The organism is Streptomyces sp. NPDC051776 (assembly GCF_040681345.1).
GTDB lineage: Bacteria > Actinomycetota > Actinomycetes > Streptomycetales > Streptomycetaceae > Streptomyces.
Genome location: NZ_JBFAYQ010000004.1, coordinates 179,733 through 203,814 on the forward strand (window position 1 = coordinate 179,733; position 24,082 = coordinate 203,814).

The window sequence follows — 24,082 nt, forward strand, 5'->3', positions numbered from 1 at the left end:
CCGCAATGGAGCAGCCCGGGCCCGTTCGTCGGGTCGCGCCGGGCGGCGGTGTACGAGAGAGGGGTCAGCCGCCGTTCGTCACGCCCTCGACCAACTCGTCCGCCGCGGCGTACGGATCGAGCTCGCCCGCCACGATCCGCTCCGCCAGCGCACCCAGACGACGGTCCCCGTGCAGGTCACCGATCCGCTCCCGCAGCGCGGTCATGGCGATCGCCTCGACCTCGCCGGCCGCCCGCCGGACCCTGCGTTCGGCGAGTATCCCCCGCTCCTCCATCCAGGCGCGGTGCTTCTCCAGTGCCTCGACGACCTCGTCCGTGCCCTCGCCCCGCGAGGCCACGGTCTTGACGATCGGCGGGCGCCAGTCGCCGGGGGACCGCGCCTCCCCGAGGCCGAGCATGTGGTTGAGCTCCCGGGCGGTCGCGTCCGCTCCGTCCCGGTCGGCCTTGTTCACCACGTACACATCGCCGATCTCCAGGATCCCGGCCTTCGCCGCCTGGATCCCGTCCCCCATCCCGGGGGCGAGCAGCACCATGCTGGTGTCGGCCTGCGAGGCGATCTCCACCTCCGACTGCCCGACGCCGACCGTCTCGACGAGGACCACGTCGCACCCCGCGGCGTCCAGCACGCGGATCGCCTGGGGCGCGGCCCAGGCGAGACCACCGAGGTGTCCGCGGGTGGCCATCGAGCGGATGTAGACCCCGGGGTCCGAGGCGTGGTCGCTCATCCGCACCCGGTCGCCGAGCAGTGCACCGCCGGAGAACGGCGAGGACGGGTCTACGGCGAGGACCCCGACCCGTTTGCCGATCTTCCGGTACGCGGTGACCAGCGCCGAGGTGGACGTCGACTTGCCGACACCGGGCGAACCGGTGAGCCCGACGACGTAGGCACCGCCGGACAACGGAGCAAGGGCCGCCATCACCTCGCGGAGCTGCGGCGACGCCCCCTCCACCAGTGAGATCAGCCGGGCCACGGCCCGCGGCCGCCCCTGCCTCGCCTGCTCCACCAGGGTGGGGACATCAGCCATGAATGCTCCGCTCCTCGCGCTGCTCGTCACCGGTCGCCCACTGCTCGCGTCCGGCTCACTTGCCGCCGTTCCGCGGGACCCGGACGATCAGGGCGTCGCCCTGGCCGCCGCCACCGCACAGCGCGGCCGCGCCGGTGCCGCCGCCCCGCCGCTTCAGCTCCAGCGCCAGATGCAGCACGATCCGGGCGCCGGACATGCCGATCGGGTGGCCGAGGGCAATGGCACCACCGTTGACGTTCACCTTCTCGGGGGAAACCCCCAGGTCCTTCATTGACTGGACGGCGACGGCGGCGAACGCCTCGTTGATCTCGATCAAGTCGAGGTCCTCCACGCCCAGGCCCTCCTTGCCCAGCGCGTGCCGGATTGCGTTCGACGGCTGGGACTGCAGGGAGTTGTCCGGGCCCGCCACATTGCCGTGCGCACCCATCTCCGCGATCCACTCCAGGCCCAGCTCCTCGGCCTTGGCCTTGCTCATCACCACGACGGCGGCGGCGCCGTCGGAGATCTGCGAGGACGAGCCGGCGGTGATCGTCCCGTCCTTGGCGAAGGCGGGGCGCAGCTTGGCCAGCGACTCGACGGTGGTCTCGGCGCGGATGCCCTCGTCCTTGGAGAAGATCACGGGGTCGCCCTTGCGCTGCGGGATCTCGACCGGGGTGATCTCGGCCTCGAAGAGTCCGTTCTTCTGGGCGGCCGCGGCGCGCTGGTGGGAGTGCGCGGCGATTTCGTCCTGCGCTTCCCGGCCGATACCGAGGCGGGTGTTGTGCTTCTCGGTGGACGCGCCCATCGCGACGTTCTCGAAGGAGTCGGTCAGGCCGTCGTGTGCCATGGAGTCGAGCATCTCCACCGCGCCGTACTTGAAGCCCTCGCGGGACTTCGCCAGCAGGTGCGGGGCGCTGGTCATGGACTCCTGGCCGCCGGCGACGATCACGTCGAACTCACCCGCGCGGATGAGCTGGTCGGCCAGCGCGATGGCATCGAGACCGGAGAGGCACACCTTGTTGACCGTCAGCGCCGGCACGTTCATCGGGATGCCGGCCTTCACGGCCGCCTGGCGGGCCGGGATCTGCCCGGCACCCGCCTGGAGCACCTGGCCCATGATCACGTACTCCACCTGGTCGCCGCCGATGCCGGCCCGGTCGAGCGCGGCCTTGATGGCGACACCGCCGAGGTCGGCCCCGGAGAAGGTCTTCAGGGATCCGAGCAGGCGCCCCATGGGCGTACGGGCTCCTGCAACGATCACGGAGGTGGTGCCGGTCGAACCAGTCATGGGGCGGCCCCTTCGGGGAGAAGGATGTGAACGAGGGTTTACTTTCAATGTACTGAGCGGTACAGGCCCGGGTCATCGCCCGAAGGGTGTGATGGCGCGCACGTTGCGTAACGGACTGTGAGAAGGGTGGACTGGATTCATGCTGACGCGTATCGATCACATCGGGATCGCCTGTTTCGACCTCGACAAGACCGTCGAGTTCTACCGTGCCACGTACGGGTTCGAGGTGTTCCACACCGAGGTCAACGAGGAGCAGGGCGTCCGGGAGGCCATGCTCAAGATCAATGAGACCTCGGACGGCGGAGCCTCCTACCTCCAGCTCCTCGAGCCCACCCGCGAGGACTCCGCGGTCGGCAAGTGGCTGGCCAAGAACGGCGAGGGCGTGCACCACATCGCCTTCGGCACCGCCGACGTCGACGGTGACGCCGCGGCCGTCCGCGACAAGGGCGTGCGCGTGCTCTACGACGAGCCGCGTATCGGATCCATGGGTTCGCGCATCACTTTTCTGCATCCCAAGGACTGCCACGGCGTGCTCACCGAACTGGTCACAGCGGCCCCTTCAGCAGGTGACGAGCACTGACCTCATCGAGCCCCGGCCGGTAGAGTGGCCGCTCGGCCGGGGTAGGGGTTGGGGGCTGTGACCCATGCCTCGCCGATGATCTGACACCATTCTCCGATAGGCACGTATCCAGACACGTATCGGAGAAGGGCAACAGTGCAGATCGGAGAACGGGCCGGCGCCTGGACGGGCAGGGATGGTGCCGGTGACGCGACCAGGGGACGGATGGGACCGCGCAGTGCGGGGCTACGACCGCTACGAGGCTGACGACCACCTCTCGAAGTTCGAAGCCGAGATGGAGCGGCTCCGGACCGAGCGCGAGAAGGCGGTCCAGCACGCCGACGACCTCGGCTACCAGGTCGAGGTGTTGCGCGCCAAGCTGCACGAGGCGCGCCGCAATCTCGCGTCCCGCCCCGCCTACGACGCCTCCGGACTCGGCTACCAGGCCGAGCAGCTCCTGCGGAACGCCCAGATCCAGGCCGACCAGCTCCGCGCCGACGCCGAGCGCGAGCTGCGCGAGGCCCGGGCCCAGACCCAGCGCGTCCTCCAGGAGCAGGCCGAGCGGCAGGCCCGGCTCGAGGCCGATCTCCACGCCGAGGCCGTCACCCGCCGCCAGCGCCTGGACGAGGAGCTGGCCGAGCGCCGTGCCACCGTCGAGTCGCACGTCAACGACAACGTCGCATGGGCCGAGCAGCTCCGCGCCCGCACCGAGGCACAGGCCCGACGGCTCATGGAGGAGACCCGGGCCGAGACCGAGCAGTCCCTCGCCGCCGCCCGCGCCGAGGCCCAGCGACTGGCCGAGCAGGCGCGCGAGCGCCTCCACTCCGAGAGCGAGGCCGCCCGCGCAGAAGCGGAAGCGATCCTGCGCCGTGCCCGTACGGACGCCGAGCGGCTGCTGAACGCCGCCTCCACGCAGGCGCAGGAGGCCACGGACCACGCCGAGCAGCTCCGCACGTCCACCGTCACCGAGTCCGACTCCGCCCGCCGCCAGGCCACCGAGTTGACCCGCACCGCCGAGCAGCGCATGAGGGAGGCCGAGGAAGCGCTGCGCGAGGCGCGCGCCGAGGCCGAGCGGCTGCACGAGGAGGCAGAGGCGGCCGCGGCGAAGCGGCTGAGCAACGCCGAGTCGGAGAACGAGCAGCGGACCCGCACCGCCAAGGGCGAGATCGCCCGGATGGTGGCCGAGGCCGTCAAGGAGGCCGAGGCCACCAAGGCGGAGGCCGAGCAGATCCGCGCCGACGCCCGCGCCGAGGCCGAGCGGATGGTCTCCGAGGCCCAGGAGTCCGCCCACTCCCGGGCCGCCGAGGACTCCGCGGCCGCGCTCGCCAAGGCCGCCCGCAGCGCCGAGGAGGTCCTCGACAAGGCGTCGGAGGACGCCAAATCGACCACCAAGGCCGCCCGTGAGGAGGCCGATCGGATCCGCCGCGAGGCGGAGGCCGAGGCCGACCGGCTGCGCAACGAGGCGCAGGACTCCGCCGAGCAGCTCAAGGGCGCCGCCAAGGACGACACCAAGGAGTACCGCGCCAGGACCGTCGAGCTGCAGGACGAGGCGCGGCGGCTGCGCGGCGAGGCCGAGGAGCTGCGCGCCGAGGCGGTCGCGGAGGGCGAGCGGCTCCGCAGCGAGGCCCGGCGGGAGGCGGTCCAGCAGATCGAGGAGGCGGCCAGCAGGGCCGAGGACCTGCTGGCCAAGTCCAAGGCGGACGCCGAGGAGATGCGGAACGCCGCGTCGACCGAGAGCGAGCGCGTCCGCACCGAGGCGATCGAGCGCGCCTCCACCCTGCGCCGCCAGGCCGACGAGGCGCTGGAGCGGGCCCGCAAGGAGGCCGAGGAGCTGCGGGCCGAGACCACCGAGCAGACACGGCAGCTCTCGCAGGCGGCGGCCGACGAGGCCCAGCAGCTTCGTGAGGAGGCCGAACAGGCCGCCCGCGACCGGCGCGCCGAGGCCGAGGACGAGCTGTCCCGGCTGCACTCCGAGGCCGAGACCCGGGTCACCGCCGCCGAGGAGGCACTGCGTGAGGCCCGTACGGAGGCCGAGCGGCTGCGCCGGGAGGCGGCCGAGGAGACGGAGCGGCTGCGGAGCGAGTCCGCCGAGCGGCTGCGCTCGCTGCAGCAGCAGGCCGAGGCGGAGGCCGAGCGGCTGCGCAACGAGGCCGCGAGCGACGCGTCCAACACCCGGGTGGAAGCCGAGTCCGCCGCCGTACGGCTGCGCAGCGAGGCGGCGGCGGAGGCCGAGGAGCTGCGGGCACAGGCCCAGGAGACCGCCGATCGCGTACGGGCGGAGGCCGCGGCCGCCGCCGAGCGCACCGGCACCGAGGCCGCCGAGGCGCTGGCCGCCGCCCAGGAGGAGGCGTCCCGTCGACGCAGGGAGGCCGAGACCCTCCTCGGCGACGCGCGCGAGGAGGCCCACCAGGAGCGTTCCCGGGCCCGCGAGCAGAGCGACGAGCTGCTGGCCACGGCCCGCCAGCGGGTCGAGGAGGCACAGACCGAGGCCCAGCGTCTGGTCGAGGAGGCGGAGCGCCGGTCCGCCGAACTGGTCACCGCCGCCGAGCAGACGGCGCAGCAGGTGCGGGACTCGGTGGCCGGGCTGCACGAGCAGGCCGAGGAGGAGATCGTCGGTCTGCGGTCGGCCGCCGAGCACGCGGCGGCGCGCACCCGGACCGAGGCGCAGGAAGAGGCCGACCGGGTCCGCGCCGACGCGTACGCGGAGCGGGAGCGGGCCTCGGGGGACGCCACCCGGCTCCGGCGCGAGGCCCAGGAGGAGACCGAGGCCGCCAAGTCGCTGGCCGATCGCACCGTTTCGGAGGCCATCGACGAGGCCGACCGCTTGGTGGCCGCCGCCCGCGAGGACGCGGCCCGCAAGCGCGGCGAGGCCGCGGAGCAGGCGGACCGGCTCATGTCCGAGGCCACCACCGAGTCGCAGCGCATGCGCACCGAGGCCGCCGACGCGCTCGCCACGGCCGAGCGGGAGGCCGCACGCGTCCGCGAGGAGGCCCGTGCCGATGCCAACCAGCGCCGCTCCGCCGCCGCCGACCAGTCCGACCGTCTCGTGGCCGAGGCCCGGGCCGAGGCCGAGCGGCTGCACGACGAGGCGACGGCCAAGGCCGACGAGGCGCGCGAGGCGGCGGCCAAGCGGCTGAGCGCGGCGGCCGAGCAGGCCGACCAACTCGTCGCCAAGGCCCAGGAGGAGGCGGTACGCGCCGCGACCGCCGCCGAGGAGCAGGCCGACGCGATGGTGGGTGCGGCCCGCAAGGAGGCCGACCGCATCGTCAACGAGGCGACCAACGACGGAAACGGGCTGGTGGAGCAGGCCCGTACGGACGCCGACACCCTGCTCGGCGAGGCGCGCCGGGACGCCACTGCGATCCGCGAGCGTGCCGAGGAGCTGCGCACCCGGGTCGACGCCGAGGTCGAGGAACTCCACGAGCGCGCCCGCCGCGAGACCTCCGAGGCGATGAAGTCCGCGGGCGAGCGGGTGGACAAGCTCGTGAAGGCGGCGGGCGAACAGCTCGCGGAGGCCGAGGAGAAGTCCAAGTCGCTGGTCTCCGAGGCCAACAGCGAGGCCAGCAAGGTGCGGATCGCCGCGGTGCGCAAGGCCGAGGTCCTGCTCAAGGAGGCCGAGCAGAAGAAGGCCGAGGCCCAGCGGGAGGCGGAGCGCATCCGGGCCGAGGCGGCCGAGGAGGCCCAGCGGACGGTGGACGAGGGCAAGCGCGAGCTGGAGGTCCTCGTACGCCGCCGTAAGGACATCAACGCCGAAATCTCCCGTGTCCAGGACGTCCTGGAGGCGTTGGAGTCCTTCGAGACGCCAGGTGCCGGGAAGGCGGGTGCCAACGGCAGCTCGAGCGCGAGCGGTGTCAAGGCGGCGGCGGGGGCAGGTGCAACCCGAACGAGTGGCAAGCAATCAGAGGGCTAAGCCACCCAAAAGAGGGTTCATTCTCCAGATCAAACCCGCATTGACTCGATGACACGCCGCTCGCGCCCCTAGGATTCCCTCTATCACCTCACCGGTCTCATTCGACAGGAACCCCATGAGCGACACTTCCTCCCCCTTCGGCTTCGAGCTCGTGCGGCGTGGCTACGACCGCGGGCAGGTGGACGACCGCATCACCAAGCTCGTCGCCGACCGTGACAGTGCACTGGCTCGTATCACCTCTCTGGAGAAGCGCATCGAGGAGCTCCACCTCGAGACGCAGAACGCGCAGGCCCAGGTCAACGACGCCGAGCCGTCCTACGCCGGTCTCGGTGCCCGCGTCGAGAAGATCCTCCGGCTCGCCGAGGAGGAGGCGAAGGATCTGCGCGAGGAGGCCCGCCGGGCCGCCGAGCAGCACCGCGAACTGGCCGAGGGCGCCGCGCAGCAGGTCCGCAACGACGCGGAGTCGTACGCCGCCGAGCGCAAGGCCAAGGCCGAGGACGAGGGCGCCCGGATCGTCGAGAAGGCGAAGGGCGATGCCGCGGCCCTGCGCGCGGACGCGCAGAAGGACGCCCAGTCCAAGCGCGAGGAGGCGGACACCCTCTTCGAGGAGACGCGCGCCAAGGCCGCGCAGGCCGCCGCCGACTTCGAGACGAACCTCGCCAAGCGTCGTGAGCAGTCCGAGCGCGATCTGGCCTCCCGCCAGGCCAAGGCGGAGAAGCGTCTCGCGGAGATCGAGCACCGCGCCGAGCAGCTCCGACTGGAGGCCGAGAAGCTGCGGACGGACGCCGAGCGCCGCGCCCGCCAGACGGTCGAGACCGCCCAGCGCCAGTCCGAGGACATCGTCGCCGACGCCAACGCCAAGGCAGACCGGATCCGCAGCGAATCCGAGCGTGAGCTGGCCGCGCTCACCAACCGCCGCGACAGCATCAACGCGCAGCTCACGAACGTCCGCGAGATGCTTGCCACGCTGACCGGTGCCGCGGTCGCCGCGGCCGGCACCCAGGACGAGGAGCAGGCCTCCCACGGCGTTCCGGCCCAGCAGACGCGCTGACCTTCCCCTCCCGGAGAGCAGTCGCAGCAGACCGCGGCCCCGTGCCACCCGAGGTGGCACGGGGCCGCGGTCTTTCCGCTGCGCCATCCGTCGCGGATCCCTGTGTGCCGTCCCTGTGCCGTCCCTGTGCCGTCCCTGTGCCGCCCCTGTGCATTTTTCGTTGCGAAGCCCGGCACGGGACGATTGACCCCTGCTCTGCCCCGGCCGGAGGCGTTCGCCTGGCACGCCGTCACGATCCGTGCTTAGCGTGAGGGAATGATCGAGCTCCAGGGACTGACGAAGCGTTACGGCGACAAGCTTGCCGTCGACGGGTTGACGTTCACAGTCCGACCGGGCATGGTCACCGGCTTCCTGGGGCCGAACGGCGCGGGCAAGTCCACAACCATGCGCATGGTCCTCGGCCTCGACCACCCCACCAGTGGTGACGTCCGGATCGACGGCCGCCACTATGCCGATCTCCGTGATCCGCTGAGGTACATCGGCGCGCTGCTGGAGGCCAAGGCGGTGCACGGCGGACGCAGCGCGTACAACCATCTGCTGTGCCTCGCCCAGAGCAACGGCATTCCCCGCGGCCGGGTGCCGGAGGTGCTGGACATCGTCGGGCTGACCGCGGTGGCGAAGAAGCGCGCCAAGGGTTTCTCCATGGGCATGGGCCAGCGGCTCGGCATCGCGGCGGCCCTGCTCGGCGACCCGCGGATCCTGATGTTCGACGAACCGGTCAATGGCCTGGATCCCGAGGGCATCCACTGGATCCGCAATGTGATGAAGCGTCTGGCGGCCGAGGGCCGCACCGTCTTCGTCTCCAGCCATCTGATGAGCGAGATGGCCCTGACCGCCGACCATCTGGTGGTCATCGGTCAGGGCAGGCTGCTGGCCGACACCTCGATGCGGGACTTCATCGCGCGGAACTCCCGGTCGTACGTACGGGTGCGCGCGCCCGAGCAGGAGAAGCTGCGCGAGGTACTGGACATCGCCGGGTTCACCCGGGTCACCGCGGCGCAAGACGGCTCGCTCGAGGTGGAGGACGGGGGCGCGGCGCAGATCGGCGAACTGGCGGCGGAGCACCGGCTGGTGCTGCACGAGCTGAGCCCCCAGCAGGCATCGCTGGAAGAGGCGTTCATGCGGCTGACCGCCGGGGCGGTTGAGTACCACGCGCACAACGACGCCACGGGAGCTGTGCCGTCCCGTCCTGCGGAACCGGTCGCTCAGGGAGCGCCGGATCCCCGGGAAACCGCAGCTCCCGCATGGGGCGCCGACTGGCGCGCGCAGTCGGTCCGCAAGCACGGAGAGGGGCGCTGACCATGGCCGCGACGAACGTCCTCCGGTCGGAATGGACGAAGATCAGGTCCGTGACGTCGACGCTCTGGACGCTGAGCCTGGCCTTCGCCGTCTCGCTCGCGCTCGGCGCGCTCATCAGCATCGTGACCCGCAACAGCTTCGATGACATGCCGGCCCGGGACCAGTTCTCCTTCGACGCGACGTTTACGAGCTTCGCCGGCATGGGTCTCGGCCAGCTCGCGATGATCGTCTTCGGGGTGCTGGTGGTCTCCAGCGAGTACAGCACCGGGATGATCCGCACGTCACTCGCCGCCGTACCGCAGCGCGCCACGTTGCTCTTCAGCAAGGTCGCCGTGGCCACGGCCCTGGCCTTCCTCATCGGCTTCGTGACGAGCTTCGGCGCGTTCTTCCTCGGCCAGGCCCTGCTGGGCGACCACAGCGTCTCCATCGACGAGCCCGGCGTGCTGCGCGCGGTCTTCGGCGCCGGGATCTACATGGGCCTCATCGCGATGTTCTCGATGGGCATCGCGGCGATGCTGCGCAGCCCGCTGCTGTCGCTCGGCATCCTGATGCCCTTCTTCTTCATCATCTCCAACGTCCTGGGCAATGTGGACGCCACGCGCAAAGTCGGCCAGTACCTCCCGGATCAGGCGGGCAGCCGCGTCATGCAGGTGGTCACGCCGCCGGACGACACGGCGCCGTACGGGCCGTGGGGCGGGCTGGGCATCATGGTCCTGTGGGTGGTCGCGGCCCTGCTGGGCGGGTACGCGGTCCTGCGCCGCCGGGACGCCTGACCGGCTCGTCGATCGCTGCGGGCGCCGGTGGCCGTACGTCCCGCCGCGCACTCGGTGGCACGGCTCCGGTTAGCCCCACCGCGCACTCGGTGGGGCGGCTCCCGGTTCGTCCCGCCGCGCAGGCCGTGGCGCCGCTGCCGCGTTCCGGGTAGACCTGGTGGGGGAACGCCGTCCCGCCCGGGGAGACGCAGCCGTGACGGACCGAAGCCTGGAATCGCTTGGCCTCGCCGACGTACCGGCCCGCCGGCCCCTCACCTATCCCGGTCGCCCTCTGCCCGCTCCCGGACTTCTCTCGGGAGGTGACCTGCTGCCCATGTACGTCCGGCCGGGCCGCCTGGGCGCCTGGACGGTCGGCGGGTTCGCGGACGAGGGGCGACCGGACGACGGCCGGGCGGACGACGGCTCGGGGAACGCCCCCGCCCTGGACGACGTGCTGGCCGGCCTGGGGCAGGCAACCACCGGCCGCCGGCACCCCGTCGTCGCGGTGGGCTCCAACGCCTCGCCGGGCCAGATCCGGTACAAGCTGACGCGGCTCGGACTTCCGGTCGCCGTGCCGATGGTGCCGGTCCGGGTGCGCGGGATCGCGATCGGCGCGTCCGCCCACATCAGCCGGCCCGGCTTCGTGGCCGCGACGCCGTACGCCGTACCGGGCGCCGAGACGACGCTCGTGGTGAGCTGGCTGGACCCGGCCCAACTGGCGGCGCTGGACACCAGCGAGATCTTCAACTACCGGCGGGCGCTGCTGCCCGGCGACCGGTTCCCGATGACGATGCCGTCCGGCGAGCGCATGGGCGGCGCCTACTTCTATGTCAGTGAGCGCGGCCTGCTCGCGGGTCCGGACGGTCTGCCGCGCCCGGGCGGAGGCGACCAGCGCGCCCTGCTGTCCGCGCTGCTCGCCGCCTCCCCCCGGCTGCGCGAAGTCCTCGGCCCCGGACCGGAATCCTGGGTCGCCCGGGCCCGATCCGACGCGGCGCTGCGCGAATCCGGCGTGCGGATCTTCGCCGAGGAGGGGTGGGTGCTGACGGCGCCGAACTTCCCGCCGTACGCCCGCGACCAGGCGGAACCGCTGCTCTACGACGATGTGCCACCACTGGGGACTCCCTGGTCGGACACATCTGAGTAGCGCACTCGAGGTTCGGTGCCGACTTGAGATGAACCGTCAACGCCGCGATATCGTCCTAACCCTTACGGGGGCCCGAGCTGTGCCCCGACGAACCTGTCGAGGGGCGGAGAATGATCGAGGCAGTCGGTCTGACGAAGCGCTACGGCGCCAAGACGGCCGTGTACAACCTGTCGTTCCAAGTGCGACCCGGTACCGTCACCGGCTTCCTGGGGCCCAACGGTTCGGGCAAGTCCACGACCATGCGCATGATCCTCGGGCTCGACCAGCCCACGAGCGGACACGTGACCATCGGCGGTCACCCGTACCGCAAGGTGCCCAACGCACCGCGCCAGGTGGGCGCCCTGCTCGACGCGAAGGCCGTGCACGGCGGCCGCAGCGCGCGCAACCACCTGCTGTGCCTGGCCCAGCTGTCCGGTATCCCCGCCCGGCGGGTCGACGAGGTCCTGGGCGTCGTCGGTCTGCAGGACGTGGCAAAGAAGCGGTCCAAGGGCTTCTCCCTCGGCATGGGCCAGCGCCTGGGCATCGCGGCGGCGCTCCTGGGCGACCCGCAGGTACTGCTCTTCGACGAGCCCGTCAACGGCCTCGACCCCGAGGGTATCCTCTGGGTCCGCAACCTCATGAAGCGCCTGGCGTCCGAGGGCCGTACGGTCTTCGTCTCCAGTCACCTGATGAGCGAAATGGCCCTGACCGCCGAGCACTTGATCGTCATCGGGCGGGGGCAGCTCCTCGCCGACATGAACGTCAAGGACTTCATCTCGGCCAACTCCGCCGACTTCGCGCGGGTCCGCACCCCCGAAGGCGACCCCACGCAGCACGAGAAGCTGCAGGCGGCACTGAAGGAGGCGGGCGGCCAGGTGCAGCCGGAGCCGGACGGCGCGCTGCGCGTCACCGGCCTGCCGCTGCCCCGCATCAGCGATCTCGCGCACGCCGCGGACGTACGGCTGTGGGAACTCTCCCCGCACCAGGCGTCGCTGGAGGAGGCGTACATGCGGTTGACGCAGGGCGCCGTGGACTACCGCTCGACCGACGACCAGCGGTCCGGGCTGCAGGGCCCGCCCGCGGGCGGCTTCGCGCCGCAGGGCGCACCCGGGTTCGGTCCCGGCGGGCCGTTTCCGCCCGGTGGCTTCGGGCAGCAGCAGGGCGGCTGGGAGCAGAGGGCTCACAGCGGGCAGGGCTGGGGCGCACCCGCTCCCGGCCAGGTCCCCGGTGGCGCCGGGCGGCAGGCCGGTGGGTCCGGTCCGTACGCGCAGCCCCCGGTCGGCCCTCCGGCAGCTGCGCCGAACCCGTACGGCGCACCGCAGGCCGCGTGGCAGCCGCCGCAGCCGCACGGCGGCGCGCACGCCGCTCCGCAGGCCCCCGCCGTCCCGAACCCGACGACGCGCAACAGCGAGGACGCCCGATGACGACCCCCTACCAGCAGCACGGCGCCGCTCCCCTGCCGCCGCAGGCGGCCCCGCAGAGTCCGGCGCCGGCGGCGCCGGACCCGCGGCAGGCCCCCGGCGGGCACCCACAGGGCGGACACGCACAGAGCGGGCACCCACAGAGCGGGCACGGTGGGAGCCCGCAGAGGCCGGGCGGACACGCGGGCTACCACTCACCGATCCCGGTCCGCCGCACCAACTTCGGCCATGCGCTCACCTCCGAGTGGACCAAGATCCGTACGGTGCGCTCCACGATGTGGACGCTGGGCAGCATGCTCGTCCTGGTCGTCGGCGTGGGCCTGCTCATCGCCCTCCTGCTCAGCAGTTCGGACGAGACCCAGATGCCGGTGCTGTCCGGAGGTTTCTTCAGTCTGATGCTCGGTCAGATCTGCGTCATCACGCTCGGCGTGCTGGTGATCACCTCCGAGTACGGCACGGGCATGATCCGTACGACGCTGACCGCCTGCCCCTCGCGCGGCCGGGTGTTCGGCGCGAAGGCCGTGATCTTCTTCCTGCTGTCGTTCGTCATGACGACCGTGGCCACCGGGCTCACGGCGCTCATCAACTCCTCGATGCTGGGAGGCCGTCCGCCGGCCGAGTACGCCTCACTCCCCAAGGAGTCCATCGAGGCCGGCAAGGTCATCGCCACCAGCAGCGAGTGGCTGGGCGCGACCGTCGGCGCGGGGCTGTACGTGGCGCTCCTCGGCCTGCTTTCGCTGGCCGTGGGCGCGATGCTCCGCCACTCCGCGGGTGCCATCACCACGATGCTCGGTGTCGTTCTGCTGCCGCTGCTGCTGGCGCTGTTCATGGTGACCGAGAGCCTGCAGAAGGTCCGCGAGGCCCTCATCGAGTACTCGCCGCTGAACGGCCTCGCCTCGCTCTACCGCATCCCGATGGACGGCGGCGACGGCACCGGCTGGGACCTGCTGTGGATCCTGGCGGGCGCGACCGCCGCCGCGCTCGTCGCCGCCTTCGCCCTGATGGAGAAGCGCGACGTGTGACGGCCGGCGTATGACCGCCGGCGCGTGAGACCGCCCGGTCAGTACCGCGGAGCGTTACGGGACCGCTGCACCCGCGTGGTGCGGCGGTCCCTCGCGTTCCAGCACGCCCGGTGCCAGTGCCGCCGGTCGTCGACCGTGCCGTCCTGCGCCCAGGCGACGACGTGCGGGGAACCGGGCGGGATCTCGTGGTCGCATCCGGGGCAGCGGTAGTACTTCGTCGCGGCGCTGCCGCTGATCTGCCGGACGACCCAGGACTCGCCCTGCCAGTTCTCGGTCCGCTCCAGCCCGTGGCGGTCGCCGGTGCCGCGCGGGGGAGGCGTCTTCCCTGCGCCGGACGGGCGGTTTCGACGCGGAGACACGGGCACCTCTCGATCATCCGGGGACGGGCTGGTCGCCCCAGCCTACGCGCCGGGAACACCGTGGGCAGCGCGCCGGACGCCCCGCCGACCACGGCACCTCGCACTCGGCAGAGCTCCCACCGGAACCCCCGAACACCCGCCTCCCGCCTCCCGCCTCCCGCCTCCCGCCTCCCGCCTCCCGCCTCCCGCCTCCCGCCCGCCGAACGCCACTGGCCCCCCGGAACACCCCCTTGGCGCAACGGAGTTCCCGCCTGGCGCCCCCGGAGTAATCGCTTCCGCCGCGCGGGGCACCCGTATCGCGCTGATTATCGGCAAAAACTCTTGCGAGGCCGTGCCTTTGGCACGTGTCAGGCGTTAATGCCAGTAGGGGGAATGCCGCGTCGGCCGCGAGGAGGCAGAAGGCGATGCGCTTAGGAATTTTTGTACTGGCCGCCCAATTCCCGGGCCAGGGACAGGGGGAGGCGCTGCACCGCGCGGTGCGGTCCGCCGATGTCGCGGAGACGTCGGGGCTCGACGCGGTCTGGCTCGCCGAGCACCACTTCGTACCGTACGGGGTCTGTCCGTCCGCCGTGACGCTCGCTGCGCTGCTGCTGGGCCGGACCCGGCGCATCGGCGTGGGCACAGCCATCAGCGTCCTGCCGAACGTCCATCCCGTGGCGCTCGGTGAGCAGACGGCGTTGCTGCACCTCACGTCGGGTGGCCGGTTCACACTGGGGGTGGGGCGCGGGGGCCCCTGGGTGGATCTCGAGGTCTTCGGCTCGGGCCTGGAGGCGTACGAGTCGGGCTTCCCCGAATCCCTCGATCTGCTGATGCGCTGGCTGCGCGAGCCGCGCGTCGGCGCGGACGGCGAGCGCTTCTCGTTCCGGGAGGTCCCCGTGGTGCCGCGCCCGGACGAATTACTGGACGGGCCCGCGAGCCCGCCCGTCGTCGTCGCCTGTACCTCCCCCACGAGCGTGCGTATGGCGGCGGAGCGCGGGCTGCCGATGCTGCTCGGGATGCACTGCGGGGACGAGGAGAAGGCGGAGGCGGTGGCGCTCTGGCGGAAGTCGGCGCTGGCGGCGGGCCGTTCACCCGAGGAGATCGCCTCCGCCGCCCATGTCTCGGCGGGCGTGGTGCAGATCGCCGACGACCGGCGGGACGCGGTCGAGGCGCTGACCAAGGCCATGCCCGGCTGGCTGCGTCAGGGCCTGGGCGCCCATGTCACGGTCGACGGCCGGACACGGCGCATGCGCGACCCGGAGGAGTACACCGAACTCCTGTGCCGACTGCACCCGGTGGGCCCGCCCGCGCTGTGCGCCGACCGTCTGGCGGCCACGGCGGAGCGCACCGGCATCGACCGGTTCGCCCTACTCGTCGAGGGATCGGGCGACCTCGCGTCCACCGAGGAGAACGTACGGCGGCTGGGCAGCGAGGTGCTGCCGCTCCTGCCCTGATGCACCTCCCCCCGTGCCGGAGCGGCAGCCGAAGCCTCAGCAGTCCCTGAACTCCGGCGACTGATTGAGCAACTGCCCCCGTACGGAAGTGAACCGGGCCAGTCGCTCGTCGACCGACGAGTCGAGGGGGAAGACCGCCACGCGGTGGCAGTTCTGGAACGCCAGCCGTACCCCGAAGTGCCGTTGCAGCGCACCCCGTATCGCGTCGCTCGCCAGCGCACGAAGCAACTGGCCGCGCGCCTGCTCGTCCGGCGGCGGCACGTGGTTGTCGGCGAACTCGCCGCCGTCAACCTTCAGTTGAGCCACCAGAGAGCTGATCATCTCCCATGCATAAGGCAGGGAGGTCCGGACGCAGTCGACGAATTCGGCTTCGTCGACCTCGCCTCGCTCGGCCTTCGCAAGCAGGGCCGGTGAGACGTCGAGCGACATGGGTTCTCCTCTCGCGACCCCGGAATCGGGGTCTTACGGGCAGGGAAGGAAAGTTTTCGCGCACGCAGCGTGCTCGTTCGACAACTTCCCGCTTCAATCTAAGCGGGTCATGGCAGCCGCACCAGGAGAATGGGCACACAACCGGCCACTCCCGAACAGGTCCATCCAGGGCGAATCGCGTGGACGGCGGGGTGTCGAGTAGCGTGGCCGACCATGCGTCTCGTCATTGCCCGGTGCTCCGTGGACTACGCGGGCCGGCTCACGGCCCACCTCCCCTCCGCCCCCCGTCTGATCCTGGTGAAGGCGGACGGAAGCGTGTCGGTGCACGCCGACGACCGGGCCTACAAACCCCTCAACTGGATGTCCCCGCCGTGCACGCTCAAAGAAGGGGACGACGGTGTGTGGACCGTGGTGAACAAGGCGGGCGAGAAGCTCATCATCACCATGGAGGAAGTGCTGCACGACTCCTCCCACGAACTCGGCGTGGACCCGGGCCTGATCAAGGACGGTGTCGAGGCACACCTGCAGGAACTGCTTGCGGACCGTATCGAAACCCTCGGTGACGGCTATTCTCTGATTCGGCGTGAATTCCCCACCGCTATCGGCCCCGTAGACATCCTCTGCCGCGACGGGGACGGCGGGACGATCGCGGTCGAGATCAAGCGCCGTGGCGAGATCGATGGGGTGGAACAGCTCACCCGCTACCTCGAACTCCTCAACCGCGACCCCCATCTGGCGCCTGTGAAGGGGGTCTTCGCGGCCCAGGAAATCAAGCCACAGGCGCGCGTGCTGGCCACCGACCGCGGGATCGGCTGCGTCGTGCTCGACTACGACGCGCTGCGCGGCCTGGAGGACGACAAGCTCCGCCTCTTCTGACGGCGGGCCGCTCCGGCGGGGGCCGTAGCACTCCGCAGGCCCGCGCCTCCCCCCGGTGCGCGGAAACCCCGTGTGTTGCGCGGAAAGCCCCGTGTGTCCCGGCCGTTGACGTCAAGGGCCGGGACACACGGGGCTGCCGGCCTGTGTCAGGGCGTGGTCGTGCCAGTGGCCGGGGCACTCGTCGTCGGCGTCGGCGTCGGCGTCGGCGTCGGCGTCGGCGTCGGCGAACCGCTGGTCTCCGTCGGCGACACGGGACCGCTGTCGGAGGGCGTGCCCGGCGCCGACTGGCTCGACGAACCCGAACCGCTGCCCGACGGCGTGCCCGGCGACGTCGGGGACGTCGGCGTCTGGCTCGGCGTCGGCGGAGTGGTCGAGGACGGCGGACGCGTCGTGGGCCGGCTCGTCGTGGAGGACGGCGGCTTCGGCGTCGTCGGCGGGTCGTCGGTCTCCTCAGGCTTCGACGAGGTCGGCTTGCCGGAGTCCGACGGCTTCTGCGACTCCTCCCCGCTGCCGCTCGGCCCGGCCTCGTCCGCAGATCCGGACGAGGTGGACCCGCTCGGCTTCCGCGGGCTGCTCGTCCCGTCACTCGTGGAGGGGTCCCGGGGCAGGAGCCCGTTGTTGCCGTCGTCCTGGTTCGCGCTCTGCTCGGAGGTGACGCGGTCGGCCGGTCCGTCGTCGCCCGACGTCATGCCGATCGTGACGTACGTGCCGAGTACCGCGGCCAGCAGGGCGCCCGCGCCCGCCGCGACCGCATTGCGCCGGGTTCCGCCCGCGACCGAACGGCGCAGGCCGGATCGCCGGGCCCTGCCGGGGGGCACGGCCCGGTGCGTCACGACCGTCGCCGTCTCGTCCGGGCCGGGCTTGAACAGCGCGGTGCGCCCGGCGGAGGGGGACGCGGCGACGATCGCGCCCGGGTCCGTCAGCGGCTCCCCGGCCTCCTCATCGGCTCCCGTACGCCGCACGCCCGGCACGTATCCGCCCGCCTTGTCCGTGACGAGCGCCAAGGCCCTGCGCCCCGCGACCGCGCCGCGCCGGTCGGAGAGCGCGCCGCGCAACCCTGTGGACGCCTCCAGCTCGGCGCGTGCCCGCTCCAGATTCCCGGTGCAGAGCGCCAGGATGCCCAACTCGTGGTGGAAGTACGCCTCCTCCGCGACCTCACCGGCCACCCGCGCCGCCGCCTGACCCTGCCGTAGCGCCCGCTCCCAGGCGCCCCAGGCGCCGGCCGCGGCGAACGCGGGCGCCACCGTACGGGCCAGCAGAACGGCGGCGCTCGGCTGGCCGGACTCGCCCTGTGCCACCAGCGCGGCCAGTGCGGCGAGAATCGCGTCGGCCTCGACGGCGACGCGCTCGGGCGTCACGGACGGGTGGCCGGCCCACCAGGCGTAGTGCTGAGCCGCGGTCAGGGCGCGCGCCCCGGCGCCTTCCTCGTAGCCCGCTGCGTCGAGCTGGACGACGGCGCCGGGGGCGAGACGGTAGTGCGACCCGACCGCGGTGAGCAGACCGCAGCCGAGCAGCTCCCCGACGGCGGCGTCGGCGTGGGTGTCCCCGGCCAGCGCCGGAAGATGCGCCTGGTGCGGGCACTCGCCGCCGAGGGCGAGGGCGAACCCCATGGCCTCCCGCGCGGCCTCGCTGAGCCGTGAGCCGAGCAGGGCGGCGGGGGCCGCGGCCTGGCCGACCGAGGGCAGGGCGAGGCTGGTGATGTCCTCGGGCAGTGGCGTGCCCATCGGAGGCGTGCCGTCGACGAGGGGGGTGCCCACGGTGGGCGTCTCGTCGGGGAGAGGCAGGCCCGTCACGGGGACGGCGCCGGAGCCGGCCTCAGCGACCGGCGACTCCGCCGTATCGCCGGATTCCGCCCCACCGGTTTCCGTCCCGTCCGGGGCACCGGACCACGCGTCGGCCTCCGCCGCCGCCCGCAGCTCGTCGCGCTGCCGCAGCAGCGCCCCGGCCTGGACGAAGCGCAGCGGCAGCCCCTCGGACTCGAACCACAGGTCGCCCGCCCATGACGTCTCGATGTCCGCGAGCGGCCGCCCGACCGCCCGCTGCAAAATCTCCACGCATGCGGAGCGGCCGAGTCCGCCGAGGAAGACCTCTTCGAGGTGCGAGTCGGGGGACGGGGCGGCCACATCGGGGGTGGCGGCGATGAGGAAGGCGCACTCGGGGGTGGACGTGAGCAGCTCGTCGAGGGCGCTGCCGCCGAACTCGATGTCGTCGAGGACGACGACAGCCCCGATCGCCTGGACGGCGGCCAGCAGCTCCGTCCGTCCGGGACGGTGCGCGGAGGTGTCGTGGACGGTGGCGTACAGCTCGTACAGCAGGTCGGTGGGGGTGCGGTGGTAGCCGGAGAGCCGGACGAGACCGTCGGGAGCCAGCTCCGCGCACTCGGCGGCCACAGCGTCGAGCAGCGCCGTACGACCGGAACCGGCCGGGCCTGTGACCCGCACGGAGCGGCCGCGGGACAGCAGCCGTACGAGCCGCTCCCGCTCCTCCTCCCGATCCAGGACCGGTCGGGGCTCCGGCGCGGCGGGGCCGACCGGCTCGGGCGGCCGGGCGGCGCGGCTGCGTGCGGCGCGGTCCTCGGCGGTGCGGCGCGCGGGCAGGCCCGGGTAGGCACCGGGCGGGCACGGTTCGATCTCGCTGCCGTCGACGGGGTTGACGGTGAGCAGATACTCGGCCGCCACGAGCTGGACGGTCCGCGCAAACGTCTGCCGCGGCGCAGCGGTCGGAGCATCGCCGTGGGCACCGCGGCGGTCTGCGTCGCGGCGCTGGTCCTCGTGGTCGAACCCTTCGGGTCCCCGGTTGTTCGGGTTCATGTCACAGCCCCCCGGATCCGGGTCGCATGTCGGTTTCCTCCCGGCCTGTCGGCACGCCGAACCCTAAACCCTGAGGAGGCTTCTCGGAACGAGCGGGACGCCCCTCCGTGCGGAAGGTCACAGCGGCGGGAGGGCCGGGGGCCGCCTGCCCGGTCAGACCCGGGGCAGCGACTCCGCCTCGATACCGCCCTCGATGGCGAGGATGCGGTGGAGCCTGGTGGCGACCAGCAGACGCTGCATCTGGGGCGGTACGCCGCGCAGCACGAGGCGGCGGTTGGCCCGCCCGGCCCGGCGGTGCGCGCCCATGATCACTCCGAGTCCCGTGGCGTCCCAGGAGTCGAGTTCTGTCAGGTCGAGCACAAGGTCACCGCGGCCGGAGTCGACGGCGGTATGCAGGACCGTGCGGGCGTCCGCCGCGCTGCGTACGTCGAGGCGGCCCCCGACGACCAGCTCGGTGTGGTCGCCCCTGATGTGCATATGCGCTCCCCTGAACGTGATGCGTTACCTGGTCAACATCTACAGAACTGACTGCCTCTCACGCGGCAAAGTTGCCGCCCGTAAGCGAACCGATACCGAATTCACCCTTTGGGGGGACCCCCCCGAGGTTGACGGGCTGTCAGTGCTTGTAGAACCCCTGCCCGCTCTTCCGGCCGACGTCACCCGCGTCCACCATCCGGCGCATCAACTCCGGCGGGGCGAACTTCTCGTCCTGCGTCTCCGCGTAGATGTTGCTGGTCGCGTGCAGCAGGATGTCGATCCCGGTCATGTCGATCGTGGCGAGCGGGCCCATGGCGTGGCCGAAGCCCAACTGGCAGGCCACGTCGATGTCCTCGGCCGAGGCCACACCCGACTCGTACAGCTTCGCCGCCTCGACGGCAAGGGCCGAGATGAGGCGCGTGGTGACGAATCCGGCCACGTCGCGGTTGACGACGATGCAGGTCTTGCCTATACCCTCCGCGAACTCAGCGGCGGTGGCCAGGGTTTCGTCACTGGTCTTGTAGCCCCGTACGAGCTCGCAGAGCTTCATCATCGGGACGGGTGAGAAGAAGTGCGTCCCGACGACCTGTTCGGGACGGCTCGTCACCGCCGCGATCTTGGTGATCGGGATGGCAGAGGTGTTGGAGGCGAGGACGGCGTCCTCCTTCACCAGCTTGTCGAGGCTGCGGAAGATCTCCTGCTTGATCTCGATCTTCTCGAAGACCGCCTCGACGACGATGGCGGCGTCCGCCACGGCCTCGAGGTCGGTGGTCGTGGTGATCCGGGCCAGGGCGGCCTCCGCCTCGGCCGCTTCGAGCTTCCCCTTGGAGACGAACTTCTCGTACGAGCCCTCGATGCCGCTCGCGCCGCGGGCCAGCGCAGCGTCTGTGACATCGTGCAGCACGACGTCCCAGCCCGCCTGGGCGGAGACCTGAGCGATACCGGACCCCATGAGACCGGCGCCGATGACGGCGAGCTTCCTGGCCACTGCTGCTCCTCTGGTTCTTCGTCGCGCGCGGGGCGTCCCGAGGCTCTCCGGAGCGACCGCACGGATAGGCTCTCCGGCGGACCTTAGCGCTCGTGAGGACCCCTGGGGCGCGGAAGAGATGCGCGTCACGTCTCATCAGACGGACATCACACCGGGACGGCCACGCAGTTGACCGGAGTGCGCAGTTGGCCCGTTTTCGCACCACAGGTCGGGGACACCGGACCGGCCCCGCCGCGGCGGGTCGGAGGCGGGGGAAGAGCGTGTTCAGCCCGCATCACCTGCCGTGCCGGATCATGGCCGGAGCGGCCGGTCGCGGCGGCCGTGACCCTGGGCACAGGCCCCTGCGGCGGGGGCGGCACTAGGCTCGGAGGCATGGTCAATCTGACGCGCATCTACACCCGGACCGGGGACAACGGCACGACCGCCCTCGGTGACATGTCCCGCACGGTGAAGACGGACTCGCGGATCGGGGCGTACGCCGACGCCAACGAGGCGAACGCCGCCATCGGTGTCGCCATCGCCCTCGGCCAACTGCCCAAGGACATCGTCGATGTGCTGGTCCGCGTGCAGAACGACCTGTTCGACGTGGGAGCCGACCTGGCCACCCCGGTCGTCGAGGAGCCGGAGTACCCGCCGCTGCGCGTCGAGCAGTCGTACATCGACCGGCTGGAGGCGGACTGCGACCGCTTCCTCGAAGGGGTCGAGAAGCTGCGGAGCTTCATCCTCCCCGGCGGCTCGCCGGGCGCGGCGCTGCTGCATCAGGCGTGCACGGTGGTCCGGCGGGCAGAACGGTCGACGTGGGCGGCGCTGGAGAAGCACGCCGACATCATGAACCCCCTCACGGCCACCTATCTCAACCGTCTCTCCGACCTGCTGTTCATCCTCGCCAGGACGGCGAACAAGGAGGTCGGGGACGTGCTCTGGGTGCCGGGCGAGAACCGCTAGCCGGGGAGGCGCCGCGTACGGGGCCTGGCGTTCGGGCGCGTGCGGACGACCCCGGGCGGACGACCCTGGGCATACGGACCCGGGCACACGGACCCGGGGCACGGACCGGGCACACGGACCCGGGGTACGGCCTCGGGGCGGGCGTACGCAGCCGGGGCGGCCACACGGACCCGGGGCGGGCGTACGGGGCACCTGCCCGAATGCGGTGAGCGCGCGGAAAACCGGTGCGGCATCAGGGCCCGGCGAGCGAACGGTCCCGCTGCTCATCGACTGCACCGGCAGGGGCCTTTTTCGGCCAGATCGTGTGGCTCACCGCGATCACCAGGTTGATGCCGATCACCCACGCCATCCGCACCTGCCAGGTCCGCAGGGACCGGTCTGGTCCGGGTCGCGACGTACCAGGCCGCGCCCTGGAGCAGGGCGATGGCGATCACCGCGGCGAGGATCCAGCCGGACCGGCGGCGACCGGGGCGGCCATCCGCAACCACCGTGGGGCCGCCGAGGCCGCCCGGTTGCGCGCGGAACAGACCGCGCCGCTCGCCGAGATGGACCGCACCCAGGCGGTGATGGCCGAACGGGCGCGGATGGCACGGGAGTTGCACGAGGTGGTGACGAACCACCTGTCCGCGATCGTCATCCACGCGACCGCGGCCCAGTCGATCTGCGACCCGGCCGCCACGGGTGAGGCCCTCACCGGCATCCGCGAGAACAGCGTGCAGGGGCTGGCCGAAATGCGCCACCTCATCGGGCTGTTGCGCGACGCCGGCGCCGCGGACGGACCGTCGGCCGCGCCCCGCCTCGACGGTCTCGAGGCGCTGATGAGGCAGGTCCGTCGCGCGGGCGCGTCGCCCGCGGCGCCCCGGACGGCACCACGAAGGGCGCCCGCACGATGAGCGGCAGCCCACGGCCCGGCACCGCCCTCAACGACGGGGCCGACAGCGTTACCGACGTCAACGGACGAGCCGGAGAGCGAAGAGACGGCAGCGACCCGTACGGCGACGGCACCCCAGGCGGCCTCCGCTTCGTGCTGCGCGACGAGCGCCCCGCGGAAGCCCCCGCTCCCCCCGTCCCCGTCGAACTCGCGGCCTACCGGATCGTCCAGGAAGCCCTCACGAACGCGCTCAAGCGCGCGACCGCCGGAGAAGTCCTCGTACGGCTCGGGTACCACTCGGGGCCCCGGGCGCCTCCCCCGGCCGGTGCCTCCCCGACGGTCCGGGTCACCAGCCCGTACGGCGACGACTCGGGCCCCCCGCGCGCCGGGTTCGGGCCAGGGCTCGTCGGCATGCCGGAGGGGGTGGCGCTGCTGGGCGGGGAGTTCGAGGCGGGCCCGGTCACCGACCCCACGCACGGGGAGGCGGGCGCCGCCACCGCCACGGCCAGTCGTTCTAGGACGCTTGACAGTCCCCGCTTCGTTGAGTTACAACTCGTTGAGTTATAACTCAACAAGGAGTGGTGATGTCGAGTCGCGTGGAGCAGAAGGAAGCCACGAGGCGCCGCTTGATCATCCAGGCCGTCCGGCTCGTGGGGGAACAGGGCTTTGCGCACACCCGCACGGTGGATGTGGCGAGAGCCGCGAAGGTGTCGCACGGCACGGTCTTCGCGCACTTCCCCTCGCGGGAAGACCTCGTCCTGGCGGTGGCCGCGCACATCGGCCGGGTGATCACCGATCGTCTTCATGAGCTGGCCGGCTCAGGCAGCGGCCTGCGGGACGTCCTGGAAGCGCACCTGCGGTGCCTTGAGGAGAACGAGGGCGCCTACCGCCAACTGGTGGCTGAGGCGCCCCTGCTGCCTGCGGAGTTCCGGGCCACGTGGGTGGGGTTGCAGTCGGCCGTCGCGTCCTATCTGTGCGCAGCCGCGGAGACCGAGGCGTCGCAAGGACGGATCCGGACGCTGCCCGCGCATCTCGTGTTCAACACCTGGATCGGCTTGGTGCACCACTACGTGATCAACAAAGACCTGTTCGTCCCTGAAGGGTCCGTCATCGCCGCGCACGGCACGGTGCTGGTGGAGCACTTCATGACCCTGTTGCACGCCTGAGCGAACCAAAAGGAGAGTTCCCATGCCCGAGCACGACACCCCTTCCTGCGTCAGCTGCGGGATGCCCATGCGCACCGTCGAGGAGCACGCAGCTGCCGACCCGTCGAAGGATTTCTGCCACCACTGCGCGCGTGAAGACGGCCGGATGAAGAGTTACGAGGAAGTCCTGACAGGCTTCGCCGGGTTCCTTCAGCACACCCAGGGCCTCCAGGACAACGCGGCCCGCGATGTCGCCGCGCAGATACTGAGCAAGCAGCCTGCCTGGAACAACCGCTGACCTATACCCCCACGACAGCGCCC

20 protein-coding genes and 2 pseudogenes are annotated in these 24,082 nt (G+C 71.9%); 14 read left to right on the forward strand and 8 right to left on the reverse strand.

Features of this window, described 5'->3' with window-relative positions:
• Positions 1-64 precede the first annotated feature (64 nt).
• Positions 65-1,024 (reverse strand): methylmalonyl Co-A mutase-associated GTPase MeaB, encoded by a 960-nt coding sequence (gene meaB / locus AB0M26_RS05600; protein ID WP_365254945.1) that lies wholly within the window; start codon positions 1,022-1,024, stop codon positions 65-67.
• A gap of 55 nt (positions 1,025-1,079) precedes the next feature.
• On the reverse strand, positions 1,080-2,264 hold the full coding sequence (locus AB0M26_RS05605) for an acetyl-CoA C-acetyltransferase (protein WP_365255258.1): 1,185 nt from the start codon (positions 2,262-2,264) through the stop codon (positions 1,080-1,082).
• Between the two features lie 166 nt (positions 2,265-2,430).
• Between AB0M26_RS05605 and mce the strand changes: the two genes are divergently transcribed.
• The 8 genes from mce (at position 2,431) to AB0M26_RS05645 (ending at position 13,428) form a co-directional block, all read left to right on the forward strand.
• Complete coding sequence (gene mce, locus AB0M26_RS05610) at positions 2,431-2,871, forward strand: methylmalonyl-CoA epimerase (RefSeq protein ID WP_365254948.1); 441 nt, start codon at positions 2,431-2,433, stop codon at positions 2,869-2,871.
• 217 nt (positions 2,872-3,088) lie between these two features.
• Positions 3,089-6,760: a polarized growth protein Scy gene (gene scy, locus AB0M26_RS05615; protein ID WP_365255261.1), complete on the forward strand. Its 3,672-nt coding sequence runs from the start codon at positions 3,089-3,091 to the stop codon at positions 6,758-6,760.
• 115 nt (positions 6,761-6,875) lie between these two features.
• Positions 6,876-7,811 (forward strand): cellulose-binding protein, encoded by a 936-nt coding sequence (locus AB0M26_RS05620; RefSeq protein ID WP_365254951.1) that lies wholly within the window; start codon positions 6,876-6,878, stop codon positions 7,809-7,811.
• A gap of 255 nt (positions 7,812-8,066) precedes the next feature.
• Positions 8,067-9,110, forward strand: coding sequence for an ABC transporter ATP-binding protein (locus AB0M26_RS05625; RefSeq protein ID WP_365254954.1), 1,044 nt, complete (start codon positions 8,067-8,069; stop codon positions 9,108-9,110).
• Between the two features lie 2 nt (positions 9,111-9,112).
• Positions 9,113-9,883, forward strand: coding sequence for an ABC transporter permease (locus tag AB0M26_RS05630; protein ID WP_365254956.1), 771 nt, complete (start codon positions 9,113-9,115; stop codon positions 9,881-9,883).
• A 193-nt stretch (positions 9,884-10,076) separates the two neighbouring features.
• Positions 10,077-11,006, forward strand: a complete 930-nt coding sequence (locus AB0M26_RS05635) for a hypothetical protein (RefSeq protein WP_365254959.1) — start codon at positions 10,077-10,079, stop codon at positions 11,004-11,006.
• Between the two features lie 110 nt (positions 11,007-11,116).
• Entirely contained in the window at positions 11,117-12,409 is a 1,293-nt protein-coding gene (locus AB0M26_RS05640; protein WP_365254962.1) for an ABC transporter ATP-binding protein, read from the forward strand.
• Positions 12,406-13,428 carry an ABC transporter permease gene (locus AB0M26_RS05645; RefSeq protein ID WP_365254964.1) on the forward strand — a complete coding sequence of 341 codons (1,023 nt, stop codon included), beginning with the start codon at positions 12,406-12,408 and terminating at the stop codon, positions 13,426-13,428. The genes AB0M26_RS05640 and AB0M26_RS05645 overlap by 4 nt, the downstream gene beginning before the upstream one ends.
• A gap of 38 nt (positions 13,429-13,466) precedes the next feature.
• Here the strand turns inward: AB0M26_RS05645 and AB0M26_RS05650 are convergent, their stop codons facing one another.
• Complete coding sequence (locus AB0M26_RS05650) at positions 13,467-13,787, reverse strand: ATP/GTP-binding protein (RefSeq protein ID WP_365254967.1); 321 nt, start codon at positions 13,785-13,787, stop codon at positions 13,467-13,469.
• A gap of 404 nt (positions 13,788-14,191) precedes the next feature.
• Here AB0M26_RS05650 and AB0M26_RS05655 point away from each other — a divergent pair, with 404 nt between their 5' ends.
• Positions 14,192-15,220, forward strand: coding sequence for an LLM class flavin-dependent oxidoreductase (locus AB0M26_RS05655; RefSeq protein ID WP_365254970.1), 1,029 nt, complete (start codon positions 14,192-14,194; stop codon positions 15,218-15,220).
• 36 nt (positions 15,221-15,256) lie between these two features.
• On the opposite strand, the gene AB0M26_RS05660 is transcribed toward AB0M26_RS05655, so the two are convergent.
• Positions 15,257-15,649, reverse strand: coding sequence for an SCO5389 family protein (locus tag AB0M26_RS05660; protein ID WP_365254973.1), 393 nt, complete (start codon positions 15,647-15,649; stop codon positions 15,257-15,259).
• 213 nt (positions 15,650-15,862) lie between these two features.
• Between AB0M26_RS05660 and nucS the strand changes: the two genes are divergently transcribed.
• Positions 15,863-16,525, forward strand: a complete 663-nt coding sequence (nucS, locus tag AB0M26_RS05665; protein ID WP_365254976.1) for an endonuclease NucS — start codon at positions 15,863-15,865, stop codon at positions 16,523-16,525.
• A 146-nt stretch (positions 16,526-16,671) separates the two neighbouring features.
• Here nucS and AB0M26_RS05670 read toward each other — a convergent pair whose 3' ends face one another.
• The 3 genes from AB0M26_RS05670 to AB0M26_RS05680 form a co-directional block, all read right to left on the reverse strand.
• Positions 16,672-19,335, reverse strand: a complete 2,664-nt coding sequence (locus AB0M26_RS05670) for an ATP-binding protein (RefSeq protein WP_365254979.1) — start codon at positions 19,333-19,335, stop codon at positions 16,672-16,674.
• Positions 19,336-19,488: 153 nt separating this feature from the next.
• Entirely contained in the window at positions 19,489-19,812 is a 324-nt protein-coding gene (locus tag AB0M26_RS05675) for an STAS domain-containing protein (protein WP_365254982.1), read from the reverse strand.
• Between the two features lie 139 nt (positions 19,813-19,951).
• A complete protein-coding gene (locus tag AB0M26_RS05680; protein ID WP_365254985.1) occupies positions 19,952-20,800 on the reverse strand; it encodes a 3-hydroxyacyl-CoA dehydrogenase family protein in 849 nt (282 codons plus the stop codon).
• A 372-nt stretch (positions 20,801-21,172) separates the two neighbouring features.
• On the opposite strand from AB0M26_RS05680, the gene AB0M26_RS05685 reads away from it, so the two are divergent.
• The gene (locus AB0M26_RS05685) at positions 21,173-21,745 is read left to right on the forward strand and encodes a cob(I)yrinic acid a,c-diamide adenosyltransferase (protein WP_365254988.1); all 573 of its coding nucleotides are present in this window, start codon (positions 21,173-21,175) and stop codon (positions 21,743-21,745) included.
• Positions 21,746-21,977: 232 nt separating this feature from the next.
• Here AB0M26_RS05685 and AB0M26_RS05690 read toward each other — a convergent pair.
• Positions 21,978-22,200: pseudogene (locus AB0M26_RS05690) on the reverse strand (hypothetical protein); the annotation flags it as partial.
• Between AB0M26_RS05690 and AB0M26_RS05695 the strand changes: the two are divergent.
• From AB0M26_RS05695 to AB0M26_RS05705, 3 genes and pseudogenes are all read left to right on the forward strand, one after another.
• A pseudogene (locus tag AB0M26_RS05695) lies at positions 22,201-23,183 on the forward strand (histidine kinase); the annotation flags it as partial.
• 17 nt (positions 23,184-23,200) lie between these two features.
• Positions 23,201-23,782: a TetR/AcrR family transcriptional regulator gene (locus tag AB0M26_RS05700; protein WP_365254991.1), complete on the forward strand. Its 582-nt coding sequence runs from the start codon at positions 23,201-23,203 to the stop codon at positions 23,780-23,782.
• Positions 23,783-23,804: 22 nt separating this feature from the next.
• Entirely contained in the window at positions 23,805-24,059 is a 255-nt protein-coding gene (locus AB0M26_RS05705; protein WP_365254994.1) for a zinc ribbon domain-containing protein, read from the forward strand.
• Positions 24,060-24,082: the final 23 nt, after the last annotated feature.

Bases quoted from the DNA above. Each gene is read 5' to 3' on its own strand.
- meaB (WP_365254945.1), bottom strand. From the start codon at position 1,024: ATGGCTGATGTCCCCACCCTGGTGGAGCAGGCGAGGCAGGGGCGGCCG.
- mce (WP_365254948.1), top strand. From the start codon at position 2,431: ATGCTGACGCGTATCGATCACATCGGGATCGCCTGTTTCGACCTCGAC.
- AB0M26_RS05620 (WP_365254951.1), top strand. From the start codon at position 6,876: ATGAGCGACACTTCCTCCCCCTTCGGCTTCGAGCTCGTGCGGCGTGGC.
- AB0M26_RS05625 (WP_365254954.1), top strand. From the start codon at position 8,067: ATGATCGAGCTCCAGGGACTGACGAAGCGTTACGGCGACAAGCTTGCC.
- AB0M26_RS05630 (WP_365254956.1), top strand. From the start codon at position 9,113: ATGGCCGCGACGAACGTCCTCCGGTCGGAATGGACGAAGATCAGGTCC.
- AB0M26_RS05640 (WP_365254962.1), top strand. From the start codon at position 11,117: ATGATCGAGGCAGTCGGTCTGACGAAGCGCTACGGCGCCAAGACGGCC.
- AB0M26_RS05645 (WP_365254964.1), top strand. From the start codon at position 12,406: ATGACGACCCCCTACCAGCAGCACGGCGCCGCTCCCCTGCCGCCGCAG.
- AB0M26_RS05655 (WP_365254970.1), top strand. From the start codon at position 14,192: ATGCGCTTAGGAATTTTTGTACTGGCCGCCCAATTCCCGGGCCAGGGA.
- AB0M26_RS05660 (WP_365254973.1), bottom strand. From the start codon at position 15,649: ATGTCGCTCGACGTCTCACCGGCCCTGCTTGCGAAGGCCGAGCGAGGC.
- nucS (WP_365254976.1), top strand. From the start codon at position 15,863: ATGCGTCTCGTCATTGCCCGGTGCTCCGTGGACTACGCGGGCCGGCTC.
- AB0M26_RS05670 (WP_365254979.1), bottom strand. From the start codon at position 19,335: ATGAACCCGAACAACCGGGGACCCGAAGGGTTCGACCACGAGGACCAG.
- AB0M26_RS05675 (WP_365254982.1), bottom strand. From the start codon at position 19,812: ATGCACATCAGGGGCGACCACACCGAGCTGGTCGTCGGGGGCCGCCTC.
- AB0M26_RS05685 (WP_365254988.1), top strand. From the start codon at position 21,173: ATGGTCAATCTGACGCGCATCTACACCCGGACCGGGGACAACGGCACG.
- AB0M26_RS05700 (WP_365254991.1), top strand. From the start codon at position 23,201: ATGTCGAGTCGCGTGGAGCAGAAGGAAGCCACGAGGCGCCGCTTGATC.
- AB0M26_RS05705 (WP_365254994.1), top strand. From the start codon at position 23,805: ATGCCCGAGCACGACACCCCTTCCTGCGTCAGCTGCGGGATGCCCATG.